Origin of the sequence: Arthrobacter sp. B0490 (genome assembly GCF_002929355.1) — a bacterium.
In the GTDB taxonomy this organism is placed as follows: domain Bacteria; phylum Actinomycetota; class Actinomycetes; order Actinomycetales; family Micrococcaceae; genus Arthrobacter_D.
Window position 1 is genome coordinate 492,402 of sequence record NZ_PJIR01000002.1, and the last position, 21,517, is coordinate 513,918.

The following is a 21,517-nucleotide window of genomic DNA, read 5'->3' on the forward strand; positions in this document are numbered from 1 at the left end:
GTTCCATGATGGATGCAGGAGCATCAACTCGGGGCGTCGAGAGGACGATAATGTCCAGCATGGACGAGTCCTGGACCGAGGACATCCTCGGACCCCCCTTCCGTGCGCTGACGCTGCCCCTCGAACCCGACGACGAGGGCCCGCGGGTCGCGACGCTCGTCGCGTACGAGCCGGACGGCGCCGGCGGCCCCTCCGAGCAGGCGGGACCCGCCCGTGCCGTGCTGTACGTCCACGGCTTCAGCGACTACTTCTTCCACGAGGAACTCGCCCGGACCCTGCACCTGCACGGCTGGGAGTTCTTCGCCCTCGACCTGCACAAGTACGGGCGGAGCCTGCTGCCCGGCCAGACCCCCGGCTACGTGTCCACGCTCGAGCACTACGACGCGGACCTCGAGGCCGCGATACTCGCCCTCGAGCAGCGGGTCGCGGCCCGACGCGGCGCGCCCACAGCCGTCGATCTCGTCCTGGTCGCCCATTCGACCGGCGGGCTTGTCGCCACGCTCTGGGTGGCACGCAACCCGGGCCGGATCGCCGCCCTCGTCCTGAACAGCCCGTGGCTCGACACCCCGGGCACGCCGCTCCTGAAGCGGGCGGTCCGCGGGATCCTGACCGCGGCGTCCCGCCGCTGGCCGAAGGCGCGCCTTCGCCTGCCCGAACCCGGCTCGTCCTTCCGCAGCATCAGCGACTCCCGCGACGGGGAATGGCGCATCGACCCGGTCTGGCGTCCCGAGGCGGGCTTCCCCGTCACGGTCGGCTGGCTCTCCGGCGTCCTCGCCGCCCACGACGTACTCGCGAGGGGGATCTCGGTCCGGGAGCCGGTCCTCGTCCTGTGTTCGACGGCGTCGACCCTCGGCACCGCCTGGAAGAACGCGAAGCTCGCGACGGACAGCGTCCTCGATGTGGCGCCCATGGTGCGACGCGCGGCGGAACTCGGCCCGAGGGTGACCATCCGGCGGATCCACGGCGCCCTGCACGACGTCTTCCTGTCCCGCGGCGAGGTGCGCAGGCTCGCCGTCGACAGTGCAGCCTGGTGGCTCGACGCCTATGTGCCGGTGCGGGCGGAGAACAGCGACGTGCTCCCCCGGGGCATGACGGCCGGGGGCGCGCCGCGTATCCCGGCCGAACGACCGGCGCAGGACTAGGAGGACAGGCGCGTGTCGGTGGAGCGGTCCACCGCTCCCCCGTAGCGCCGGTCGCGGGCCGCGTACTCCTCGATGGCCCGCCAGAGCGTGCGGCGGTCGACGTCCGGCCACAGCGTGTTCATGAACACCATCTCCGCGTAGGCGGACTGCCACAGCATGAAGTTGGAGAGCCTCTGCTCGCCCGACGTGCGGAGGAACAGGTCGACGTCGGGCAGGTCCGGTTCGTCGAGGTAGCGCTGGATGGTCTTCTCACTGACCGACGACGCCTTGAGCGTCCCGGCGGCCACGTCCTCGGCGATGGCCCGGGCGGCGTCGGCGATCTCGGCCCGGCCGCCGTAGTTGACGCACATCGTGAGCGTGCACGTGGTGTTGTCCACGGTGTGCCGCTCCGCGTCCTCCAGTTCGCGGATGACCGACTGCCACAGTTTCGGACGGCGGCCGGACCAGCGGATGCGGACGCCCCACTCGTCGAGCTGGTCGCGCTGGCGCCTCAGGACGTCCTTGTTGAATCCCATGAGGAAGCGGACCTCCTCGGGTGAACGCTTCCAGTTCTCGGTGCTGAAGGCGTACACGGAGACATGGCGGACGCCGATCTCGATCGCGCCCGCCATGACGTCGAGGAGCGCCGCCTCGCCGGCCTTGTGCCCCTCCGTCCGGGGCAGGCCCCGCTCGTTGGCCCAGCGGCCGTTGCCGTCCATGACGATCGCCACGTGCGCGGGGACGAACTGCCGCGGGATGGACGGCACCTGCTCCCCGCTCGGGTGCGGCCAGGGCGCCACGGGTCGGGCTGGGTTCTTCATGCACGCTCCACATGTTTGAGGGAGGCGACCCCGCGTTCGAGGTGCCATTGCAGGTACGCCCCGACGAGGCCGGCGGCCTCGCGGCGCGCACCGGTCTCGGAGGCGTCCGCGGTGGTCCAGTCGCCCGTGAGGAGTGCCCCGAGCAGATCCATCGTCGCGGACGAGGGCGAGGCCGCCCCGGGGGGCCTGCAGTCCGCGCAGACTGCTCCGCCGAGCGGCGCCGAGAAGGCGGAGTGGGGTCCGGGCACGCCGCACCGCGCGCAGTCCGTGAAGCTGGGAGCCCATCCCGCGGTCGAGAGGGCGCGCAGCAGGTAGGAGTCGAGGATGAGCTCCGACGGGTGCAGGTCACGGCTGAGGGCCGAGAACGCGCCGGCGACGAGGGCGTACTGGGCACTTCCCGCTTCGCCGATGTCGGTGAGGCGCTCCGCCGTCTCGGCGATGGCCGTCGCGGCGGTGTAGCGCCCGTAGTCGGAGGCGATGCCGTGCCCGTACGCGCCCTTCGTCTGGGCCTGGGTGATGATGTCCAGGTTGCGTCCGTGCGCGAGGAGCAGCTCCACCGACATGAACGGCTCCAACCGGGATCCGAACTTGCTGCTGGTCCGCCGCACGCCCTTGGCCACGGCGCGCACCTGGCCCTGGTCGCGGGTCAGGAGCACGATGATGCGGTCCGCTTCACCGAGCTTGTAGGTGCGGAGGACGACACCTTCGGCGCGGTAGGTACGTGATGCTGAGGAGGACGGCACGTTCCCATTCTCCCACCTGCCACCCCCGTCGGAGCCGACCGCGGGGCCGGCGGAAGGGGGTGGCGGGCCGGGTGCGGCGGACAGGACGCGGACGGTCAGGCCGCGTCGCGGATGGCCCGGTTGACGGCAGAGACGACGGCCTTCAGGGCCGCCATGGTGGTGTTCGCGTCGATGCCGACCCCCCAGAGGACCCGCTCGCCGACGGCGCACTCGACGTAGGCGGCGGCACGGGCGTTCCCGCCGGAGGACAGCGCGTGCTCGGTGTAGTCGAGGACGCGCACGTCCACGCCGTCATGGCTCAGGATGGCCAGCAGTGCGTCGATCGGACCGCTGCCCTGCGCGGCCCTGCGCTGCTGGACGCCGTCCACGAGGAGCGTCGCGACGAGCTTGAACGATCCGTCCTCGGCGGTGTCCGTGTTGACGGAGGTCAGTTCGTAGTGGCCCCATGCCCCCGTGCCGCCCTCGGCGCGGGTGGGCAGGTACTCGTCCTGGAAGACCGCCCACAGCTGCGCGCCGCTGACCTCTCCGCCCTGGGTCTCGGTGCGGCGCTGGATAACGCCGGAGAACTCGATCTGCGCACGGCGGGGCAGGTCCAGGCTGTGCTCGTTCTTGAGCAGGTAGGCGACGCCGCCCTTGCCGGACTGGGAGTTGACGCGGATGACGGCCTCGTAGGACCGCCCGATGTCCTTGGGGTCGATCGGCAGGTAGGGGACGCCCCACGGCAGGTCGTCGACGCCGACCCCGGCGGCTGCGGCGTCGCGCTCCATGCTCTCGAACCCCTTCTTGATGGCGTCCTGGTGGGACCCGGAGAACGCCGTGAAGACGAGGTCTCCGCCGTAGGGCGACCGCTCGGGGACGCTGAGCTGGTTGCAGTACTCGGCGGTGCGGCGGATGTCGTCCATGTCGGAGAAGTCGATCTGCGGATCGATGCCCTGGCTGAAGAGGTTCATGCCGAGCGTCACCAGGTCCACATTGCCGGTCCGCTCGCCGTTGCCGAAGAGGCAGCCCTCGATCCGGTCCGCGCCGGCCAGGTAGCCGAGCTCGGCGGCGGCGACGCCCGTCCCCCGGTCGTTGTGCGGGTGCAGCGACAGGATGATGCTGTCGCGGTCGGCCAGGTTACGGCTCATCCACTCGATCGAATCGGCGTACACGTTCGGCGTGGCCATCTCCACGGTGGCGGGCAGGTTCAGGATCATCTGCCGGTCCGCGGACGCCTCGAACACCGCCGACACCTCGTTGCTGATGCGTGCCGCGAAGTCCAGCTCGGTCCCGGTGAAGGACTCCGGCGAGTACTCGTAGGTGATGGCGGTGTCGCCCATGTTCTCCTCGAACTTCCGGCACAGCCGGGCTCCCTGGAGGGCGATGTCGATGATGCCGTCCTGGTCCTGATTGAACACCACGCGCCGCTGCAGCACCGACGTCGAGTTGTAGAGGTGCACGATCGCGCGGTCGGCACCCTCGAGGGACGCGTAGGTGCGCTCGATCAGGTGCTCGCGGGACTGCGTCAGGACCTGGATGGTGACGTCGTCCGGGATGCGGTCCTCCTCGACGAGCTGGCGCACGAAGTCGAAGTCCGTCTGCGACGCCGAGGGGAAGCCGACCTCGATCTCCTTGTAGCCCATCCGGACCAGCAGGTCGAACATCTTGTGCTTGCGCTCGGGGTTCATCGGGTCGATCAGTGCCTGGTTCCCGTCGCGCAGGTCCACGGCGCACCAGCGGGGCGCCTTCGTGATGACGCGGTCAGGCCACGTGCGATCGGGGAGTTCCACGGTGATCTGGTCCTGGAACGGACGGTACTTGCCGAAAGGCATACCGGAGGTCTTCTGTGCGTTCTGCATGGGGAATCGGCCTTCTCTGCTGGAATGGAGGTTCTGGCGGCCGGGCAGTGCCACCGCGGCGAGGGATGGCCAGTAGCTCGTAAGTCCTAGATGGCCTCGCCGCGGCACCGAAGAAGGGTCAGCTGTGCGCGCACGTTGCCACGATAGCACGGCACATAGGATGGCTTGCGGGCGCCCGCCCCGGGACGACCAGGTTCCGCACCACGAGGAAACGGGAAGCGACAATGACGATCAGCACCTTCGGTCCGCACCAGCTCGACGGGACGGTCCGCCCCCAGGACGACCTCTTCCGACACGCGAACGGCGTGTGGCTGAAGTCCTCCGTCATCCCGGAGGACCGTCCGCTGACGGGCTCGTTCACCGCGCTGCGCGACGCCTCGGAGCTGGCCGTCCGGGCCATCATCGAGGACGCCGCCGGGCAGCCCGCGGATCCGGCGGCGGACGGCATCGGTGCGAAGCTCGGCGCCCTCTACGCGGACTTCATGGATACGCAGCGCATCGAGGCGGAGGGTGCCTCCCCGATCCTGCCGCTGCTCGAGCGCATCGCCGCGGTGACGAGCGTCGAGGAACTGGTGGGACTCAGCGCCGGCCTCACCCGGTCCGGCGTGCAGGGCCTCGCGGCTCCCTATGTCAGCAACGACGCCGGCAATCCCGAACGGTACCTGCTGCACCTCTACCAGTCCGGTCTCGGGCTGCCCGACGAGTCGTACTACCGGGAGGAGGGCTTCGCCGAGACCCGGGGGAAGTACGGTGAGCTGCTCGCCACCCTCTTCGGGCTCGTCGGCGCCGACGATGCTGCCGGAGCCGCCGCCCGGGTCCTCGCCCTCGAGACGCGCCTCGCGGCGTCGTCGATGGGCAGCGTGGAGCGGAGGGACCCCCAGAAGACCTACAACCTGGTGCAGCACGACGACGTCGCCGGCCTCTCGGGCCACCTCGTGCCCTGGCTGGGGATCGTGACCGACGACCCGGACCAGGCGGGAGAGCTGGTCGTCAACCAGCCCGGGTACGTGCGCGGACTCGACGCCGCGCTGCGCGAGGAGGATCTCGGCACGTGGCGGGAATGGCTGGCGAGCCGCGTGCTGCTGCATGCCTGCGACTACCTCGACGAGCGGTTCGTCGACGCCGCCTTCGCCTTCTACGGCACGCACCTCGCCGGCACGCCCCGGCTGAAGGACCGGTGGAAGCGCGGCGTCGCCCTGGTGGAGGGTGCGATGGGCGAGGCGATCGGCCAACGGTACGTGGAGCGGCACTTCCCTGCGACGCACAAGGCCGCGATGCTCGACCTGGTGGCCAACCTGATCGCGGCCTACGAGTCGAGCATCACGGCGCTGACCTGGATGACCGACGGGACGCGGGCGAGGGCCCTAGAGAAGCTCGCCCGCTTCACCACCAAGATCGGCTACCCGGAGCAGTGGATCGACTACGGCCCGCTCGACGTCCGGCCCTCCGACCTCTACGGCAACGCCCTGCGCGCCGCCGAGTTCGAACATCGTCGGCAGCTGGACAAGCTCGGCCGGCCGATCGACCGCGGCCTGTGGCTCATGACGCCGCAGACCGTCAACGCCTACTACATGCCCACCATGAACGAGATCGTCTTCCCCGCAGCGATCCTGCAGCCCCCGTTCTTCGACATCGAGGCCGACGACGCCGTCAACTACGGGGCCATCGGCGCGGTGATCGGCCATGAGATCGGTCACGGCTTCGACGACAAGGGGTCCCAGTTCGACGGGACGGGCATGCTCTCCAACTGGTGGAGCGAGCAGGACAGGGAGGCGTTCGACGCCCTCACGGGGAGGCTCGTGGCGCAGTACGCGGCGCTCGAACCGTCCGAGGTACCCGGCCAGGGCGTCAACGGCGAACTGACCCTCGGTGAGAACATCGGCGACCTCGGCGGTCTGGGCATCAGCTACCGCGCCTATCTCCTGAGCCTGGGCGGCGCCGAACCACCCGTCGTCGACGGCCTCACCGGCACCCAGCGGTTCTTCCTCTCGTGGGCGACGTGCTGGCAGCAGAAGATCCGGCCCGAGGAGGCGAAGCGGCGCCTGACCGTCGATCCGCACTCGCCGAACGAGTTCCGCTGCAACCAGGTGGTGCGGAACCTCGACGAGTTCCACGAGGCCTTCGGCGTGGGCGAGCGGGACGGCCTCTGGCTCGATCCCGCCGAGCGCGTCCGGATCTGGTAGGGGCCGCGGGGCTTCCCCTACAGGCCCGACGACGCCTGGCAGGTGACCTGGTCGGCGGTCTGGCCCTCCAGGTCGCTGCCGAGCGGCGGGGCGACGACCCTGTTGCTGGTCGCGAGGTCGGCGCCGACGAGCAGCTGGAGGCCCGCGGCCTGTTCGCTGAACACCACCTGGCTCCCGGGGATGCCGAAGCGCTCGGCGAGGTCGGCGGCGGCAGCATCGAAGCCGGTGCCGAAGACGACCTGCGACACGTCGGCCGGTACGGATTCCAGGGGTGAGTTCTGCGTGTAGCCGGCAGCGTCGAGGAGCCGCTGGACGGCGGCCGCCCGGTCCGTGTCCGTCGTGGCGTTGATGACGAGGACGGGCACCGTCGCCGGATCGACGGCGGGCGCCTCAGGGGTCGGGGAGGCATCGGGCGCGGACGGCGTGGCCGAGGGCTCGGGCGCCTCCTCGGTGAGGCCGCGGTCCTCCCGGAGGGCGTCGAAGAGCGGGGCGGCGGTCTCCTCGTCGAGCACCAGCCGGTTCGGGTCCTGGTCCCAGGGCGCGGTCGGCACGGTCACGAACGCGATGTTGCCGAGATCGACGTCCTTCATGCGGTCCGCGATCTTGAGCAGTTCGGTGGGCTGCGACAGGCCCTCGTCGACCGTCAGGTTGCGCGTGATGACGTCGGCGATCTCGTAGAGCTTGGGCAGGTTCGTCAGCGTGCCCTCGGCCCGCACCTTGCGTGCCAGGGACGCCATGAACGACTGCTGGGCCGCGATGCGCCCGGTGTCGCCCCCGTCGCCGAAGCTGTGGCGCGTCCGCAGGAAGGCCAGCGCCTGGTCGCCCTCGACCTCGCTGGTGCCGGCGGGCAGGGACAGCCCGGAGAACTCGTCGTCGACGGGCTGCTGGACGCAGACCTCGACGCCGCCCACGGCGGAGGAGAGTTCCTTGACCGCGTCGAACCCCGCCATCATGAAGTGGTCCACGGACAGGCCGGTGAGGTTGTTGATCGCGGCGACGGTGCAACCGGGCCCGCCCTCGTCGAGAGCGGCGTTCAGCTGGCCGAGGTCGAAGGCCTCGGAGACCTCGCCGGTCTCTGGATTGACGCAGCTGGGCAGGGGCACCAGCAGGTCGCGGGGGAAGGAGACGACCGTGACGTCCTCGCGGTCGGCCGAGAGGGTGAGCAGCATCATCACGTCCGAGTTCCCCTCGCCCGAGGAGTCGCTCTCGTCGCCGTAGAACTCGCCGCTGTTCCCGGTCCGGGTGTCCGATCCCAGGATCAGGATCTGCAGCGGGTCCGTGCTCGAATCGACGGGCAGTGCCGATTCCTGGTCCTCGGCGAGGTTGAGCGGCATCGTGAGGACGTTCGACTGCAGGCGGAAGACCTGCACCGCGACGAAGGCGATCGCGGCCACGAGGACCGAGGCCATGATGATGGCCGTCAGCCTCAGGGCACGGTGTCCGCCACCCCGGCCGAGGTGCCGTCCGGGGCCCGTGGTGCCGGGCACATCCGCGGGAGTCGTCCCGGAGGCATCAGGGGCGCTGTCTGCGCCCTCGGTCGACGGTCGGCGGGTCATGCCCGGGCTCCTTCGGATGGAGGGTGGTGGTCGGTACTGGCGGTGGGCCGCACGCGCCGTCGCGCAGCGGGCCGCGACGGGACGGCACGGAGGCCGGTCACCCGGCCGCGGCGGAATGGTCGACGGCGCGGGTTATCGCAGCCTATCGGCCCGTTCCGGCAGGACAACGAGCGGACGCGGTGAGTCGTGCCCCCTAGAAGCCGAGCTTCACCAGCTGCTTGGGGTCCCGCTGCCAGTCCTTGGCCACCTTCACGTGCAGGTCGAGGTAGATCCGGGTGCCGAGCAGCGCTTCGATGCCGCGGCGCGCGGTCGTACCGACCTCCCGGAGCCTCGCACCCTGCTTGCCGATGATGATCGCCTTCTGCGACGGCCGCTCGACGTACAGGTTCACGTGGACGTCGAGCATGGGGTTGTCCGCGCTCCGGCCCTCGCGCGGGATCATCTCCTCGACGACGACGGCGAGGGAGTGCGGCAGTTCGTCGCGGACGCCCTCGAGGGCCGCCTCCCGGACGAGTTCGGCCACCATGACGGCCTCGGGCTCGTCGGTCAGCTCTCCCCCGGGGTACAGCACGGGCGATTCCGGCATGTGCCTGCTGAACACCTCGGCGACGGTGTCGACCTGGAATCCGTCCGCGGCGGAGACGGGCACGATGTCCGCCCACCCCTCGGGACCCGCGACGTCCGTGCCGAGCTTCGCGACGGCGAGGAGCTGCTCGGTCAGGGCACGCCGGTCCACGAGGTCCGTCTTGGTGACGACGGCGATCAGCGGCTTCCGGTTGAGCCGCGCGAGCTGCTCGGCGATGAAACGGTCACCCGGGCCGATTTTCTCGTTGGCGGGCAGGCAGAAGCCGACCGCGTCGACCTCGGAGAGCGTGTCCGCGACGAGGTCGTTGAGCCGCTGCCCGAGCAGCGTCCGCGGCCGGTGCAGCCCCGGGGTGTCGACGAGGACGATCTGGGAGTCGTCGCGGTTCACGATGCCACGGATCGTGTGCCGCGTGGTCTGCGGCTTCGCCGATGTGATGGCGACCTTCTGCCCGACGAGGGCGTTCGTGAGGGTGGACTTGCCCGCATTGGGCCGGCCGACGAGCGAGACGAATCCGGCCCTGTGTTCAACGTCGCTCATGCTCAGCCTCTATCGTCTCTCGGTCGTCCTGCTCGGTGTGTTCTGGTGGAAGGCGGTGGGCGATCACGTGGGAGACCCTGTTGCGGCGACCCTCCACGCGTTCGGCCCGCAGGCCGATACCGTCAATTGTGACCTCCGAACCGACGATCGGCACCCTTCCGAGGGTCTTGGCCAGCAGGCCGCCGACGGTGTCGACCTCCTCGTCGTCGAGGTCCAGGCCGAACAGCTCACCGAGGGTGTCGATGCCCATGCGGGCGCTCACCCTGTACTCGCCGTCGTCGAGCCGTTCCTGCTCCGGCACCTCGGAGTCGTACTCGTCCACGATCTCGCCCACGATCTCCTCGATGAGGTCCTCGAGCGTGACGAGCCCGGCCGTGCCGCCGTACTCGTCGATGACGATGGCGACGTGCGTGGACTCGCGCTGCAGTTCCCGCAGGAGGTCACCCACGGGCTTCGACTCGGGCACGTACCGGGCGGGCCGGCACGCGGCGTCGACGGGCCGTGACAGGTTGGTCACCGCCCGCCCATGGAGATTCGCGACGACGTCCTTCAGGTACAGCAGGCCCCGGATGTCGTCGGAGCTCTCGCCGATCACCGGGATGCGGGAGTATCCCGAGCGGAGGAACAGGGACATCGCCTGGTCGAAGGTGGACCCGGTGTCGATGGTGACCATGTCGGTGCGCGGGACCATCACGGAGCGGACCTTCGTGTCGCCGAGCTCGAACACCGAGTGGATCAGCTCGGCCTCGTTGTCCTCGATCATCTCGGCGTCCGAGGCGCGGGAGAGGAGCTCGCGGAACTCCTCCTCGGTGAAGAAGGCGGCCTCGTCCCGGCTCGCGCCCGGCGTGATGGAACTGCCGATCCGCACCAGCCAGCGCGGGATCGGTCCGAGGATCGCGCACAGGAAGGCCACGAGCCCCGCGGTGAACCGGACGACGGCGGGCGCGTGCATGCGGCCGAGCTGGCGCGGTGAGACGCCGACGATCACGAAGCCGACGGCCGCCATGACGGCCGTGGCCAGGAGCCCGGCGAGCCAGATGCTGTCGAGCAGGTCGTGGAACAGGATGGCGACGGCGACCGCCCCGGCCATCTCGAACCACACACGCCAGAAGCGCAGGGCATGCATGTGGGCGACGGGTGCGTCGAGGATGCGGCGCAGCGACGAGGTGCGCGACTCCTGCAGGAGGGCCTCGCCGTCCTGCCGCGGGAGATAGCTGAAGGCTGCTTCCGCGGCCGTGACGAGGGCGGCGGTGAGGGCGAAGAGCAGGGCCATGAGCCCGAGGAGCCAGATGGTCAAGCGCTGGTCTCCTGCGGGGCCGTGCCGCCGAGGAACCCGGACAGGAGCTGGCGCTGGAGACCGAACATCTCCTTCTCCTCCTCGGGCTCTGCGTGGTCGTACCCGAGAAGGTGGAGTACGCCGTGGGTGGTCAGCAGGAGCAGCTCGTCCTTCGTGCTGTGGCCCGCTGCCGCCCCCTGGGACGCGGCGACCTCCGGGCAGAGGACGATGTCCCCGAGGAGACCGGCAGGGGTGACCCGACCCGGCGTCCCCGGGCGCAGCTCGTCCATGGGGAAGGAGAGCACGTCCGTGGGGCCCGGCTCGTCCATCCACTCGACGTGCAGCTTCTCCATCGCGGCGGTGTCCACCAGGATGATGGAGAGCTCGGCCTCGGGATGCAGGAACATCGACTCGAACAGGTAGTTGGACAGGCGGACGAGCGACTCCTCGTCGACGTCGTACCCCGACTCGTTGTTGACCTCGACGCTCATCGGCTTCCGACCGGTCGGGCGGTGCGTACCTGGCCGGCGCGCTGCGCCTCGTCCCAGACGCTGTAGGCGGTCACGATGTCCCCGACGAGGCGGTGCCGGACGACGTCGGTGGAATCGAGTTCGCTGAAGTGGACGTCGTCGACGTCGCGGAGGATCTCGCTGACGATCCGCAGCCCGGAACTGGTCCCGCTCGGGAGGTCCACCTGGGTGATGTCACCGGTCACGACCATCTTCGAGCCGAAGCCGAGGCGCGTGAGGAACATCTTCATCTGCTCCGGGGTCGTGTTCTGCGCCTCGTCGAGGATGATGAACGCGTCGTTGAGCGTCCGGCCGCGCATGTAGGCCAGCGGGGCGACCTCGATCGTGCCGGCGGCCATGAGGCGCGGGATCGAGTCGGGGTCCATCATGTCGTGCAGGGCGTCGTACAGCGGACGCAGGTACGGGTCGATCTTGTCGTTGAGCGTCCCGGGCAGGAAACCCAGCCGCTCCCCCGCCTCGACGGCAGGGCGCGTGAGGATGATCCTGTTGACCTCCTTCTGCTGCAGCGCCTGCACGGCCTTGGCCATCGCGAGGTACGTCTTGCCGGTACCGGCCGGACCGATCCCGAACACGATCGTGTTGCGGTCGATCGCATCGACGTAGGTGCTCTGGTTCAGCGTCTTGGGGCGGATCGTCTTGCCGCGCGAGGAGAGGATGTTGACGGACAGGACCTCCGAGGGCCGGGCCGCGCTCTGCGTCTTGAGCATGGACACGAGCTGCTCGAGGACCTGCGGGGAGACCGTGGCGTTGTTGCTGGCCATGGTCCGGATCTCGCCGACGAGGCGCTCGGTGCGGAGGACGTCCGCGGAGGGACCGGTGATGGTCAGCTCGTTGCCCCTGGCCTGCAGTCCCACACCCGGGAACGAGTCCTCGATCAGGCGGAGGGCCTCGTCGTTCGAGCCGAGTGCCTGCACCATCTGCTCCGTCGAGTCGAAGACGAACGTCCTGGTGTCCAGCCCTGCAGCATTGATGCCTGTTGAAGATTCGCTCATAGCTCGGCCGTCCGGCCTTCGATCGCCCTCATTCGAGTAGTCGTACACATCGTGGTGGTGGTTCTGCCGGGCACGGGTCGTGTCTCGCGCGAGCGGCGGACGAACCGTGGCAGAGATGCCAATCCTACGCCATCCCCTTTTTCGCCTCCCCTGTGTCAACAGGGGAGGGACGCCCGTGATTCCCGGCGGGAGGACCGGCGGGGCACGATCCGGGGGGTGCTCCCCGCGGACCGCGCGCACCTCGGCTTTACATCGCGAATCGGCAACGTCTTCGTATCGATCGGGTTTCAGTCCCGGGCGCTGCACCTATTCGGGCGGGTGCGTGCGGCCGCCCTGTGCCAAGCTGAAAAGAGGCCCGGCGGAGTGGACCGCAGATCGGTCCTCGCCCGCATCGACTCCCAGCGTCGATGTCCGCAGGACCGCGAACAATCCAGGAATAGACCCGCGCCCCGGCGCGCCCGACGGAAGGGGGCCGGCATGAGTGAGCAGGACCCCCTGAAGAGGAGCCGCCTCGGGCTGCGCGGCATGCTCCTCGCCTCCGGCGGAGTGCTCCTCGCCGGCAGCGTGTTCATCGTCCCGAACGCCGGGCTGCTCCAGGGCGGCGGGCCGACGACGGCGATCGCCGAGACCCTGGCGACCGTCGCCCCCGACGTGGACTCCGGCCCCTCGGACCCGGCGGTCCGGACCCAGGGCGCCGCTGCGGGGCCCGCCGAAGCGGCGCAGGCGCTGGTTCCCGTGTACTGGCTCGGGGAGGTCGAGGGCAGCGACCGCCTGTTCCGCGAGTTCCTCCCCGCCCCCGAGGGATCCACGGGCGACCCGATCGCCGACGCCGTCCGGCTCATGACCGCAGGCCGGCCCCTCGATCCCGACTACCGTTCCCCGTGGCAGCAGGCCTCGAGCGTCCGGTCCGCGATCTCGACGAAGAACGTCATCACGCTCGACATCTCCTCGGACGCCTTCTCCCCCCGCCTCGACGAGGACGCGGCCCGCTTGGCACTGCAGCAGCTCGTCTACACGGCGACGGCCGCGGCATCGAACGCGGGCCTCATCCCGGGCGGGGAGTCGAGTTCCGTCGTCGTGCTGGTGGACGGGGCGGCCGACGTCCGTGCGTTCGGCGCCATCGACCTGGTCGGCGAATGGACCCGGGACACGACCGCGCTCGCCCCCGTCTGGATCATCGACCCGCAGGAGCACGTGGAGGCGGACACCGCCGGGCTGATCATCCACGGGGTAGGTCCGTCGTCGGAGGAGTCCGTCGCCTGGCGGATCGACCGCAGCGAGGACGGCTCGGCGGACGGTCCGAGGGGACTGTTCCGCGACGGGTCCGTGGACATCACGCCCGAGGACGGCGCGTATTCCTTCTCCGTGACGCTGCCCCCCGGGCGGTACGACATCACGGTGTCCGTCCCCGCCGGGGACGCCGAGGCGCAGGACTCGAAGACCGTCGTCGTCAGGTAGGCACCGGATCGGGTCCTGCCGCCGGCTTCCCGGCCGGTGTGCCCGCTACCAGCGGCCGAGCAGGTGGTTCAGCAGGACGAGCGCGGCCGGACCGGCCGACGACGACCGCAGGACGTGCGGTCCGAGGCGTGCCGTCCCCGCTCCGACGGCGCGGAGCTTCCCGAGCTCGGCGTCGCTGATGCCACCCTCGGGCCCGACGACGACGGCGGTCGACGACGGCGCCTCCAGTGCACCGGAGGCGCGCAGGGCCGATACCTGATCGGCGAGCGACGCGTCCGCGTCCTCGTGGAGGACGATCAGCCGGTCCACCGACGACGCCCACACGGCCAGTCGCGACGTGTCCATCACGTCGTGCACGTCGGGGACGAACGAGCGGCGGGACTGCTTGGCGGCGGCGCCGACGAGCGACACCCACTTCTGCCGCCCCTTCTCCGCCTTGTCACCGCGCCAGCGCACGATGCTGCGTTCCGCGTGCCACGGCACGACGGCGTCGACGCCGAGCTCCGTGGCCGCCTCCACGCCCTGCTCGTCACGGCCGCCTTTGGCGAGGGCCTGCACGAGCACGAGGCGATGCAGGGGCGCCGGGTCCTGTCCCGCCGTCTCGACGTGGAGCTCGACCGTCCCCGACCCGACCGCCGCGATGGCGCCGCCGATGCGGTAGCCGGCGCCGTCGGAGACGTCGATGTGCTCCCCCACGGTGAGCCGACGCACGGTGGCGGCATGGCGCCCCTCGTCCCCGTCCAGGACGAAGACGGCGCCGGGCACGGCCGTCCGGACCGCGTCACCCGGCCCGAAGAACAGGGGGCGCGTCATGGTCAGCGGTTCCCGAGGCGCTCCCGGAGGCGCGCGAACACGCCCGAACCGCTGCTGGCGAGCTGTCCGTCCGTGTATTCCTCGCCGCGCAGCTCCGCGAGCCGGCGCAGGAGCTCCTCCTGCTGATGGTCGATGTTGCGCGGCGTCTCGACGTTGAGGTGGACGCGGAGGTCTCCCCTGCCCTGGCTCCGGAGGTGCGTGACCCCGAGTCCGCGCAGCGTCAGGATCTCGCCGGACTGGGTGCCGGGCTTGATGACGAGTTCCTGGCCGCCGTCGTACGTCTCCAGGTGCACGCTGGTCCCGAGCGCGGCCGCCGTCATGGGGACGCTCAGGGTCACGTGCAGGTCGTCGCCGTCGCGCAGGAAGGTCGAATCGGTGTTGACCCGGATCTCCACGTACAGGTCGCCCTGGGGTCCGCCGGCGATCCCGGCCTCGCCCTGCCCGGCGAGCTGGATGCGCGTGCCGGTACCCACGCCGGCGGGGACCTTGATGGTCAGGGTGCGCCGTGCGCGGATGCGGCCCTCGCCGCTGCACTCGTGGCAGGGGCTCGGGATCACGGTGCCGTAGCCCTGGCACGTGCCGCAGGGTGCGCTCGTCATGACCTGGCCGAGGATGGACCGGACCGCGCGCTGGACCTGACCGGAACCGCCGCAGATGTCGCAGGTACGGACCGACGTGCCGGGTTGGCAGCAGGTGCCGTCGCACGTGGGACACACCTCCGCCGTGTCGACCTCGATCTTCTTGTTGACGCCGAAGACGGCGTCCTTGAGGTCGATGCGCACGTTGATGAGGGCGTCCTGCCCGCGGCGCGTCCGCGAAGGGGCTCCCGCCTGCTGACCGCCACCGCCGAAGAAGGTCTCGAAGATGTCCTGGAACGCGAATCCGGACCCCGAGTAGCCGGCGCCGTACCCGTTGTCGGTCCCGTTCTCGTTGCCCGTCGTGTCGTAGACACGGCGCTTCTGGGGATCCGAGAGCACCTCGTAGGCGTGCGTGACGCGCTTGAACTCCTCTGCGGCGTCGTCACCGGTGTTCACGTCCGGGTGGAGCTTGCGCGCCAGCTTGCGGTACGCCTTCTTGATCTCCTCGCCGGTCGCACCCTGCGCCACACCGAGGACCTCATAGTGATTACTCACTCGTGCACATCACTTCCTGTTGGAGACTTCTGTCTTTGCTCGCCGGTACCGGCGGAAATGCGGGGGCGCCCGAGAGGGCGCCGGTCTACTCCTCGAGGATCCTCGAGAGGTAGCGGGCAACGGCGCGCACGGCGGCCATCGTCGTCGGGTAGTCCATGCGGGTGGGTCCGAGGACGCCGAGCTTCGCGCCCGCGTCCGGTCCGTAGCCCGTCGCCACGACGGAGGCCCCCGACAGGCCCCCGTAGGGGTTCTCGCTCCCGATCCTCACCGAGATGCCCCGGGCGTCGTACTCCATCTCGGAGAGGAGCCGCAGCATGACCACCTGCTCCTCGAGTGCCTCGAGGATGGGACCGATACTCAGCGGGAAATCACCGGTGGACCGGGCGAGGTTCGCCGTCCCGGCCAGCAGGATCCGGTCGTCGCGGCCGAGCCCTGCGAGCTGTTCCAGCGTCCTGACGATCGTACCCCCGTGGGCCCGCAGCGGAGGAGGCAGCTGCGACAGCGCCACCCCGAGCTCGGCGGGCAGCACCGACAGCTTCACGCCGGACACGGCCGAGAGGATGCGCTGCCTGAGCTCCGCGAGCTCGGTCTCCTGGAGCGCCGCAGGGGTGCGTACGATGCGCTGCTGGACGGTGCCGTTGCTCGCGATGAGGACGACGAGGATCTGCTGCGGAGCGAGCAGGACGAACTCGATGTGCCGGACCGACGCTCCCCCGACCCGGGGGAACTGCACGACGGCGACCTGGTTGGTGAGCTGGGCGAGGAGCCGCACGGTCCGGTCCATCACGTCGTCCAGGTCGTCGGCACCCTCCAGGAGCGTCTGGATGGCCTTCTTCTCGGCAGCCGAGAGCGGCTTCACCTCGGAGATGCGGTCGACGAAGAGGCGGTAGCCCTTGTCCGTGGGGATGCGGCCCGAACTGGTGTGGGGGGCTGCGATGAGGCCCTCCTCCTCGAGGACGGCCATGTCGTTGCGGATGGTGGCGGACGAGACGCCCAGCCGGTGACGGTCGACGAGGGCCTTGGAGCCGACGGGCTCCCGCGAGTGGACGTAGTCCTCGACGATGGCCCGGAGCACCTCCAGGCGTCGTGGTTCACTCATTCCTGTGTCACCTCCGGGTCCGTTCCTGACGACTGCGCTTCACGGGTGGTTCCGAACGGTTGGCACTCAACACACCCAAGTGCCAAGTCTAGTACGTCGGCACCGATTGTTAGCATTGGGGACCGGGCCGCGGCAGACCGCCGGAGCCCCCGCGGGAAGGACACGCTCGGCATGGACTACGGCTGGGGAGCACAGGACATCGCAGCTCCGAAGCGGGCCGTCCTGCCCGACGTCCCGGTCGGGAAGGACATGGTCCTGGAGGACGTCCAGAGCGGATTCGTCGGCGCGGTGGTCCGCGTCGAAAAGTCCGGCGGGCTGCACGTCATGGTCCTCGAGGACCGGCGCGGGAAGACCCGCACCTTCCGGCTCGGCCACGGATTCCTCCTCGACGGCGAACCCGTGCACGTCGTCGCGCCCGTCGCACGTGCGGCGCCGGCAGCCACGCGCACCGCGTCCGGCTCCCTCCGGGTGGACGGAGCACGTGCGAGGACGGCCCGTGCCAGCAGGATCTGGGTGGAGGGCAAGCACGACGCCGAACTGGTCGAGAAGGTGTGGGGCGACGACCTGCGGCTGGAAGGGATCGTCGTGGAGCCGCTGCACGGCGTCGACGACCTCGAAGGGGCCGTGCGCGCCTTCGGACCCGGGCCTCAGCGCAGGCTCGGGATCCTCGTCGACCACCTCCTGCCGGGGACGAAGGAATCGCGGATAGCGCAGCAGGCGATGACCGTGGCCGGCGCCCGCCACCATGTCCTGATCGTGGGCCACCCCTACGTGGACGTCTGGCAGGCGGTGAAGCCCGCGGCACTGGGCCTCGACGCATGGCCGGTGGTGCCCCGCCACCAGGACTGGAAGACGGGCATCCTCGCCGGCCTCGGCTGGCCGCACTCCGACCAGGCCGCCGTCGCGCACGGCTGGAAGCGGATCCTCGCGGGCGTCAGCACCTACGCCGATCTCGAACCCTCGCTGCTCGGACGGGTCGAGGAGGTCATCGACTTCCTGACCGCACCGCCGGGGAGTGGTTGAGCGGCGCAGCACCGGCCACCACGTATCCTAGAAGCACACTCCCGGGGAGAGTTCCCGCCAGCCACCGAAGGATCCGACGTTGTCCAACACTGCCGACCACCAGCACCACGGCCGGGGCGATTCCCGGCCCGCGTTCGAAGGCACGCCGGCGACGGCCCTTCCGCTGACGGCCTCCGAGGACCGCCAGTTCGCCACACTGGCACACTTCGGCGGGATCCTGGGTTTCATCCCCTCACTGCTGATCTACCTCATCTTCAAGGACCGCGGCCCGTTCACCGCCCAGGAGTCGAAGGAGGCGCTGAACTTCACGCTCCCGCCGACCGCCCTGGCCCTCGCCGCCTGGCTGCTGTCCCTCGTCCCGGTCATCGGCGGCTTCTTCGCGGTGGTGAACGCCCTCATCTGGGTCACGATCACGATCTTCTCCGTCAACGCGGGGATCCAGGTCAACCGCGGGCGGCCTTACCGGTACGCCCTGAATCTGCGCCTGATCCGCTGAGGGGCTGTCCCCGCCCGTCGACCGGCGTTCCGGCCGCCCGGTGACCGACCGTCCCGTGGCGCGTGCGCCCCGGTTCCGTACGGTGCGGACTCAGTCCGGGAGCAGCCTGCGCACGACGGCGTCGGCGAGCAGCCTGCCCGGGAAGGTCAGGACGACGCTGCCCGCGAAGGCGGCAGCCGGGTCGACGAGCCCGTCCGCGATCAGCCCGGCGACGGCCCTCCGGCCCGTCGCCGTCAGGGACTCCGTGGGCAGCCCCTCGCGCAGCCGGACACGGAGCATGACGTCCTCGACGTAGCGGTCCTCGGCGGACAGCACCTCGCGCCCCGCTGCCGGTGAGCGTCCCTCGTCGAGCGCCTCCGCGTAGGGCCGGGGGTGCTTCACGTTCCACCATCGGGTGCCACCCACATGGGAGTGCGCTCCCGGGCCGGCGCCCCACCAGTCGCTGCCGCGCCAGTATGCGAGGTTGTGCCGGCACTCGTCGGCCGGCGTGCGCGCCCAGTTGCTCACCTCGTACCAGTGCAGCCCCGCAGCCGTGAGCATCTCCTCCGCGAGGGCGTACTTGTCCGCGTGGTCGTCGTCGTCGATGGGCGGAACCTGGCCGCGTCGGATGCGCGATGCGAGCCGCGTGCCGTCCTCGATGATCAGGGCGTAGGCGGAGATGTGGTCGGGGCCGTAGGACAGGGCCGTGGCCAGGGACGTGCGCCAGTCCTCCAGCGACTCCCCCGGCGTGCCGTAGATCAGGTCCAGGCTCACGTGCAGCCCGGCGTCGCGCGCCCACTGCACGGCCTGCGGGACACGCTCGGGCGCGTGCGTGCGGTCGAGCACCGCGAGGACATGCGGCACCGCCGACTGCATGCCGAAGGACACGCGTGTGAATCCGGCCTCCCGCAGGATGCGCAGCGATTCCGGTGTGACCGAGTCGGGATTGGCCTCGGTGGTGACCTCCGCGTCCGGAGCCAGTCCCCACGTGGCTCGGGCGGCCCGCAGGATCGACGCGAGGTCCTCGGCGGGGAGCAGCGTCGGCGTCCCTCCGCCGAAGAACACGGTGGTCAGCGGCCGGGCCGGCACGCCGGACGACGCCAGGACGCGCGCTCCCAGGTCGATCTCGGCAAGCACGGACCCCGCGTAGGCGTCCTGCGATGCTCCCCCGCCCAGTTCCGTCGCGGTGTAGGTGTTGAAGTCGCAGTAGCCGCACCGGACGGCGCAGAACGGGATGTGCACGTAGAGGCAGAAGTCACGGGACAGCGCCCCGTCGGCCGCCGCCGGCGGCAGCAGGCCGTCGTCGGGTGCCGGCAGGCCGAGCGGCAGTGCGCTAGGCATGCCGGCTGGTCCCCTGGGTACCGTACGGGGTCACTTCTTGGCTTTGTCCTTCGACTCGTCGGACGACAGTGCGGCGATGAAGGCTTCCTGGGGGACCTCGACGCGGCCCACCATCTTCATGCGCTTCTTGCCCTCCTTCTGCTTCTCGAGGAGCTTGCGCTTGCGGGTGATGTCTCCGCCGTAGCACTTCGCGAGGACGTCCTTGCGGATGGCCCTGATGCTCTCACGGGCGATGATCCGCGCACCGATGGCGGCCTGGATGGGCACCTCGAACTGCTGGCGCGGGATGAGCTCACGCAGCTTGCCCGTCATCATCACGCCGTACGCGTAGGCCTTGTCGCGGTGGGTGATGGCGCTGAAGGCGTCCACCTGCTCGCCCTGCAGGAGGATGTCCACCTTGACGAGGTCGGCCACCTGGTCGCCGTCGGCCTTCCAGTCGAGGGACCCGTAGCCGCGGGTCTTCGACTTCAGGAGGTCGAAGAAGTCGAAGACGATCTCCGCGAGGGGGAGCCGGTAGCGGATCTCGACGCGGTCCTCGGAGAGGTAGTCCATGCCGCCGAGCACGCCACGGCGCTGCTGGCACAGCTCCATGATGGCGCCGATGAACTCCGACGGCGCGAGGATGGTCGCGGACACCATCGGTTCGCGCACCTCGGCGATCTTGCCCACCGGGTACTCGCTCGGATTGGTGACCCTCAGGGCGCGCTTGTCCTCGAGGGTGACCTCGTACTCGACGTTGGGCGCAGTGGAGATGAGGTCGAGGTTGTACTCACGCTCGAGGCGCTCGCGTGTGATCTCGAGGTGCAGCAGGCCCAGGAAGCCGACGCGGAAACCGAACCCGAGCGCCGCGGACGTCTCGGGCTCGTAGACGAGGGCGGCGTCGTTCAGGGTGAACTTGTCGAGGGCGTCCCGCAGCACGGGGTAGTCCGTGCCGTCGAGGGGGTAGAGCCCGGAGAAGACCATCGGCTTGGGGTCCTGGTAGCCGCCGAGCGACTCGGCGGCCGGCTTCGCGAGATTGGTGACGGTGTCGCCGACCTTCGACTGGCGGACGTCCTTCACCCCCGTGATGAGGTAGCCGACCTCTCCCACGCCGAGGCCCTTGGACGGCGTCGGCTCGGGCGAGCTGACGCCGATCTCGAGCAGCTCGTGGCTGGCCCGGGTGGACATCATCTGGATCCGCTCGCGCGGGCTGAGCTTGCCGTCGACGACCCGCACATACGTGACGACGCCGCGGTACGTGTCGTACACCGAGTCGAAGATCATGGCACGGGCGGGGGCGTCCGGGTTGCCGGTGGGCGCGGGGAGGTCGCGGACGATCTTGTCCATGAGCACCTCGACGCCCATGCCGGTCTTGCCGGAGACCCTCAGCACGTCCTCCGGTTCGCCGCCGATCAGGCTCGCGAGTTCCGCCGCGTACTTCTCGGGCTGGGCGGCGGGCAGGTCGATCTTGTTCAGGACGGGGATGATCGTGAGGTTGTTCTCCATCGCGAGGTACAGGTTCGCGAGGGTCTGGGCCTCGATGCCCTGCGCCGCATCGACGAGCAGGACTGCGCCCTCGCAGGCCGCGAGCGAGCGGGAGACCTCGTAGGTGAAGTCGACGTGCCCCGGGGTGTCGATCATGTTCAGCGCGTAGGCGGTACCGTCCACCTCCCAGGGCAGCCGGACGGCCTGGGACTTGATGGTGATGCCGCGCTCGCGCTCGATGTCCATCCGGTCGAGGTACTGCGCCTTCATGTCCCGCTGCTCGACGGCTCCGGTGAGCTGGAGCATGCGGTCGGCCAACGTGGATTTTCCATGATCGATGTGGGCGATGATGCAGAAATTCCTGATGATCGCCGGATCGGTGGCGGCGGGCACCGGTGCGGTGCGGGCCATGGGTGACACGTGGGTTCCTCACTGTTACGGGACAGGGGCGGCATGCAGTCCGCAGCCGGCCGTCCGCGACGGCGGCCGGGGCTTGTGCGCGCCGTTTCACTTCCCCCAGTGTCCCAC

At 70.1% G+C, this 21,517-nt stretch carries 18 protein-coding genes; 5 read left to right on the plus strand and 13 right to left on the minus strand.

Annotated features, from left to right (window positions below; genetic code table 11):
• Window positions 1–59: 59 nt before the first annotated feature.
• Entirely contained in the window at window positions 60–1,142 is a 1,083-nt protein-coding gene (locus tag CXQ97_RS05220) for an alpha/beta hydrolase (RefSeq protein WP_181034979.1), read from the plus strand.
• On the opposite strand, the gene CXQ97_RS05225 is transcribed toward CXQ97_RS05220, so the two are convergent.
• From CXQ97_RS05225 to leuA, 3 genes are all read right to left on the minus strand, one after another.
• A complete protein-coding gene (locus CXQ97_RS05225; RefSeq protein ID WP_104179757.1) occupies window positions 1,139–1,942 on the minus strand; it encodes an isoprenyl transferase in 804 nt (267 codons plus the stop codon). The genes CXQ97_RS05220 and CXQ97_RS05225 overlap by 4 nt on opposite strands.
• Window positions 1,939–2,685: a DNA repair protein RecO gene (gene recO, locus CXQ97_RS05230; RefSeq protein WP_104179758.1), complete on the minus strand. Its 747-nt coding sequence runs from the start codon at window positions 2,683–2,685 to the stop codon at window positions 1,939–1,941. Before recO ends, CXQ97_RS05225 begins: the two co-directional genes overlap by 4 nt.
• Before the next feature lie 95 nt (window positions 2,686–2,780).
• Window positions 2,781–4,523: a 2-isopropylmalate synthase gene (gene leuA, locus CXQ97_RS05235; RefSeq protein ID WP_104179759.1), complete on the minus strand. Its 1,743-nt coding sequence runs from the start codon at window positions 4,521–4,523 to the stop codon at window positions 2,781–2,783.
• Window positions 4,524–4,747: 224 nt separating this feature from the next.
• On the opposite strand from leuA, the gene CXQ97_RS05240 reads away from it, so the two are divergent.
• Window positions 4,748–6,706: a M13 family metallopeptidase gene (locus tag CXQ97_RS05240; RefSeq protein WP_104179760.1), complete on the plus strand. Its 1,959-nt coding sequence runs from the start codon at window positions 4,748–4,750 to the stop codon at window positions 6,704–6,706.
• A 17-nt stretch (window positions 6,707–6,723) separates the two neighbouring features.
• Here the strand turns inward: CXQ97_RS05240 and CXQ97_RS05245 are convergent, their stop codons facing one another.
• From CXQ97_RS05245 to CXQ97_RS05265, 5 genes are all read right to left on the minus strand, one after another.
• Complete coding sequence (locus CXQ97_RS05245; RefSeq protein ID WP_104179761.1) at window positions 6,724–8,262, minus strand: LCP family protein; 1,539 nt, start codon at window positions 8,260–8,262, stop codon at window positions 6,724–6,726.
• 193 nt (window positions 8,263–8,455) lie between these two features.
• A complete protein-coding gene (gene era / locus CXQ97_RS05250) occupies window positions 8,456–9,385 on the minus strand; it encodes a GTPase Era (protein ID WP_104179762.1) in 930 nt (309 codons plus the stop codon).
• On the minus strand, window positions 9,372–10,682 hold the full coding sequence (locus CXQ97_RS05255) for a hemolysin family protein (protein ID WP_104179763.1): 1,311 nt from the start codon (window positions 10,680–10,682) through the stop codon (window positions 9,372–9,374). Before CXQ97_RS05255 ends, era begins: the two co-directional genes overlap by 14 nt.
• The gene (ybeY, locus tag CXQ97_RS05260) at window positions 10,679–11,152 is read right to left on the minus strand and encodes an rRNA maturation RNase YbeY (protein ID WP_104179764.1); all 474 of its coding nucleotides are present in this window, start codon (window positions 11,150–11,152) and stop codon (window positions 10,679–10,681) included. Before ybeY ends, CXQ97_RS05255 begins: the two co-directional genes overlap by 4 nt.
• Window positions 11,149–12,183 carry a PhoH family protein gene (locus tag CXQ97_RS05265; protein ID WP_104179765.1) on the minus strand — a complete coding sequence of 345 codons (1,035 nt, stop codon included), beginning with the start codon at window positions 12,181–12,183 and terminating at the stop codon, window positions 11,149–11,151. The genes ybeY and CXQ97_RS05265 overlap by 4 nt, the downstream gene beginning before the upstream one ends.
• A 477-nt stretch (window positions 12,184–12,660) precedes the next feature.
• Between CXQ97_RS05265 and CXQ97_RS05270 the strand changes: the two genes are divergently transcribed.
• Complete coding sequence (locus CXQ97_RS05270) at window positions 12,661–13,641, plus strand: GerMN domain-containing protein (protein WP_104179766.1); 981 nt, start codon at window positions 12,661–12,663, stop codon at window positions 13,639–13,641.
• A gap of 45 nt (window positions 13,642–13,686) precedes the next feature.
• Here CXQ97_RS05270 and CXQ97_RS05275 read toward each other — a convergent pair whose 3' ends face one another.
• The 3 genes from CXQ97_RS05275 to hrcA form a co-directional block, all read right to left on the minus strand.
• Window positions 13,687–14,454: a 16S rRNA (uracil(1498)-N(3))-methyltransferase gene (locus tag CXQ97_RS05275; protein ID WP_104179767.1), complete on the minus strand. Its 768-nt coding sequence runs from the start codon at window positions 14,452–14,454 to the stop codon at window positions 13,687–13,689.
• Window positions 14,455–14,456: 2 nt separating this feature from the next.
• The gene (gene dnaJ, locus CXQ97_RS05280) at window positions 14,457–15,587 is read right to left on the minus strand and encodes a molecular chaperone DnaJ (RefSeq protein ID WP_104179768.1); all 1,131 of its coding nucleotides are present in this window, start codon (window positions 15,585–15,587) and stop codon (window positions 14,457–14,459) included.
• An 85-nt stretch (window positions 15,588–15,672) separates the two neighbouring features.
• A complete protein-coding gene (hrcA, locus tag CXQ97_RS05285; protein WP_104179769.1) occupies window positions 15,673–16,686 on the minus strand; it encodes a heat-inducible transcriptional repressor HrcA in 1,014 nt (337 codons plus the stop codon).
• Between the two features lie 171 nt (window positions 16,687–16,857).
• Between hrcA and CXQ97_RS05290 the strand changes: the two genes are divergently transcribed.
• Both CXQ97_RS05290 and CXQ97_RS05295 read left to right on the plus strand, forming a co-directional pair.
• Window positions 16,858–17,709, plus strand: coding sequence for a DUF3097 family protein (locus CXQ97_RS05290; RefSeq protein WP_104179770.1), 852 nt, complete (start codon window positions 16,858–16,860; stop codon window positions 17,707–17,709).
• A gap of 79 nt (window positions 17,710–17,788) precedes the next feature.
• Window positions 17,789–18,205 (plus strand): DUF4870 domain-containing protein, encoded by a 417-nt coding sequence (locus CXQ97_RS05295; RefSeq protein ID WP_104179771.1) that lies wholly within the window; start codon window positions 17,789–17,791, stop codon window positions 18,203–18,205.
• A gap of 90 nt (window positions 18,206–18,295) precedes the next feature.
• On the opposite strand, the gene hemW is transcribed toward CXQ97_RS05295, so the two are convergent.
• A complete protein-coding gene (gene hemW / locus CXQ97_RS05300; RefSeq protein ID WP_104179772.1) occupies window positions 18,296–19,525 on the minus strand; it encodes a radical SAM family heme chaperone HemW in 1,230 nt (409 codons plus the stop codon).
• 30 nt (window positions 19,526–19,555) lie between these two features.
• The gene (lepA, locus tag CXQ97_RS05305; RefSeq protein ID WP_181034980.1) at window positions 19,556–21,409 is read right to left on the minus strand and encodes a translation elongation factor 4; all 1,854 of its coding nucleotides are present in this window, start codon (window positions 21,407–21,409) and stop codon (window positions 19,556–19,558) included.
• Window positions 21,410–21,517 lie beyond the last annotated feature (108 nt).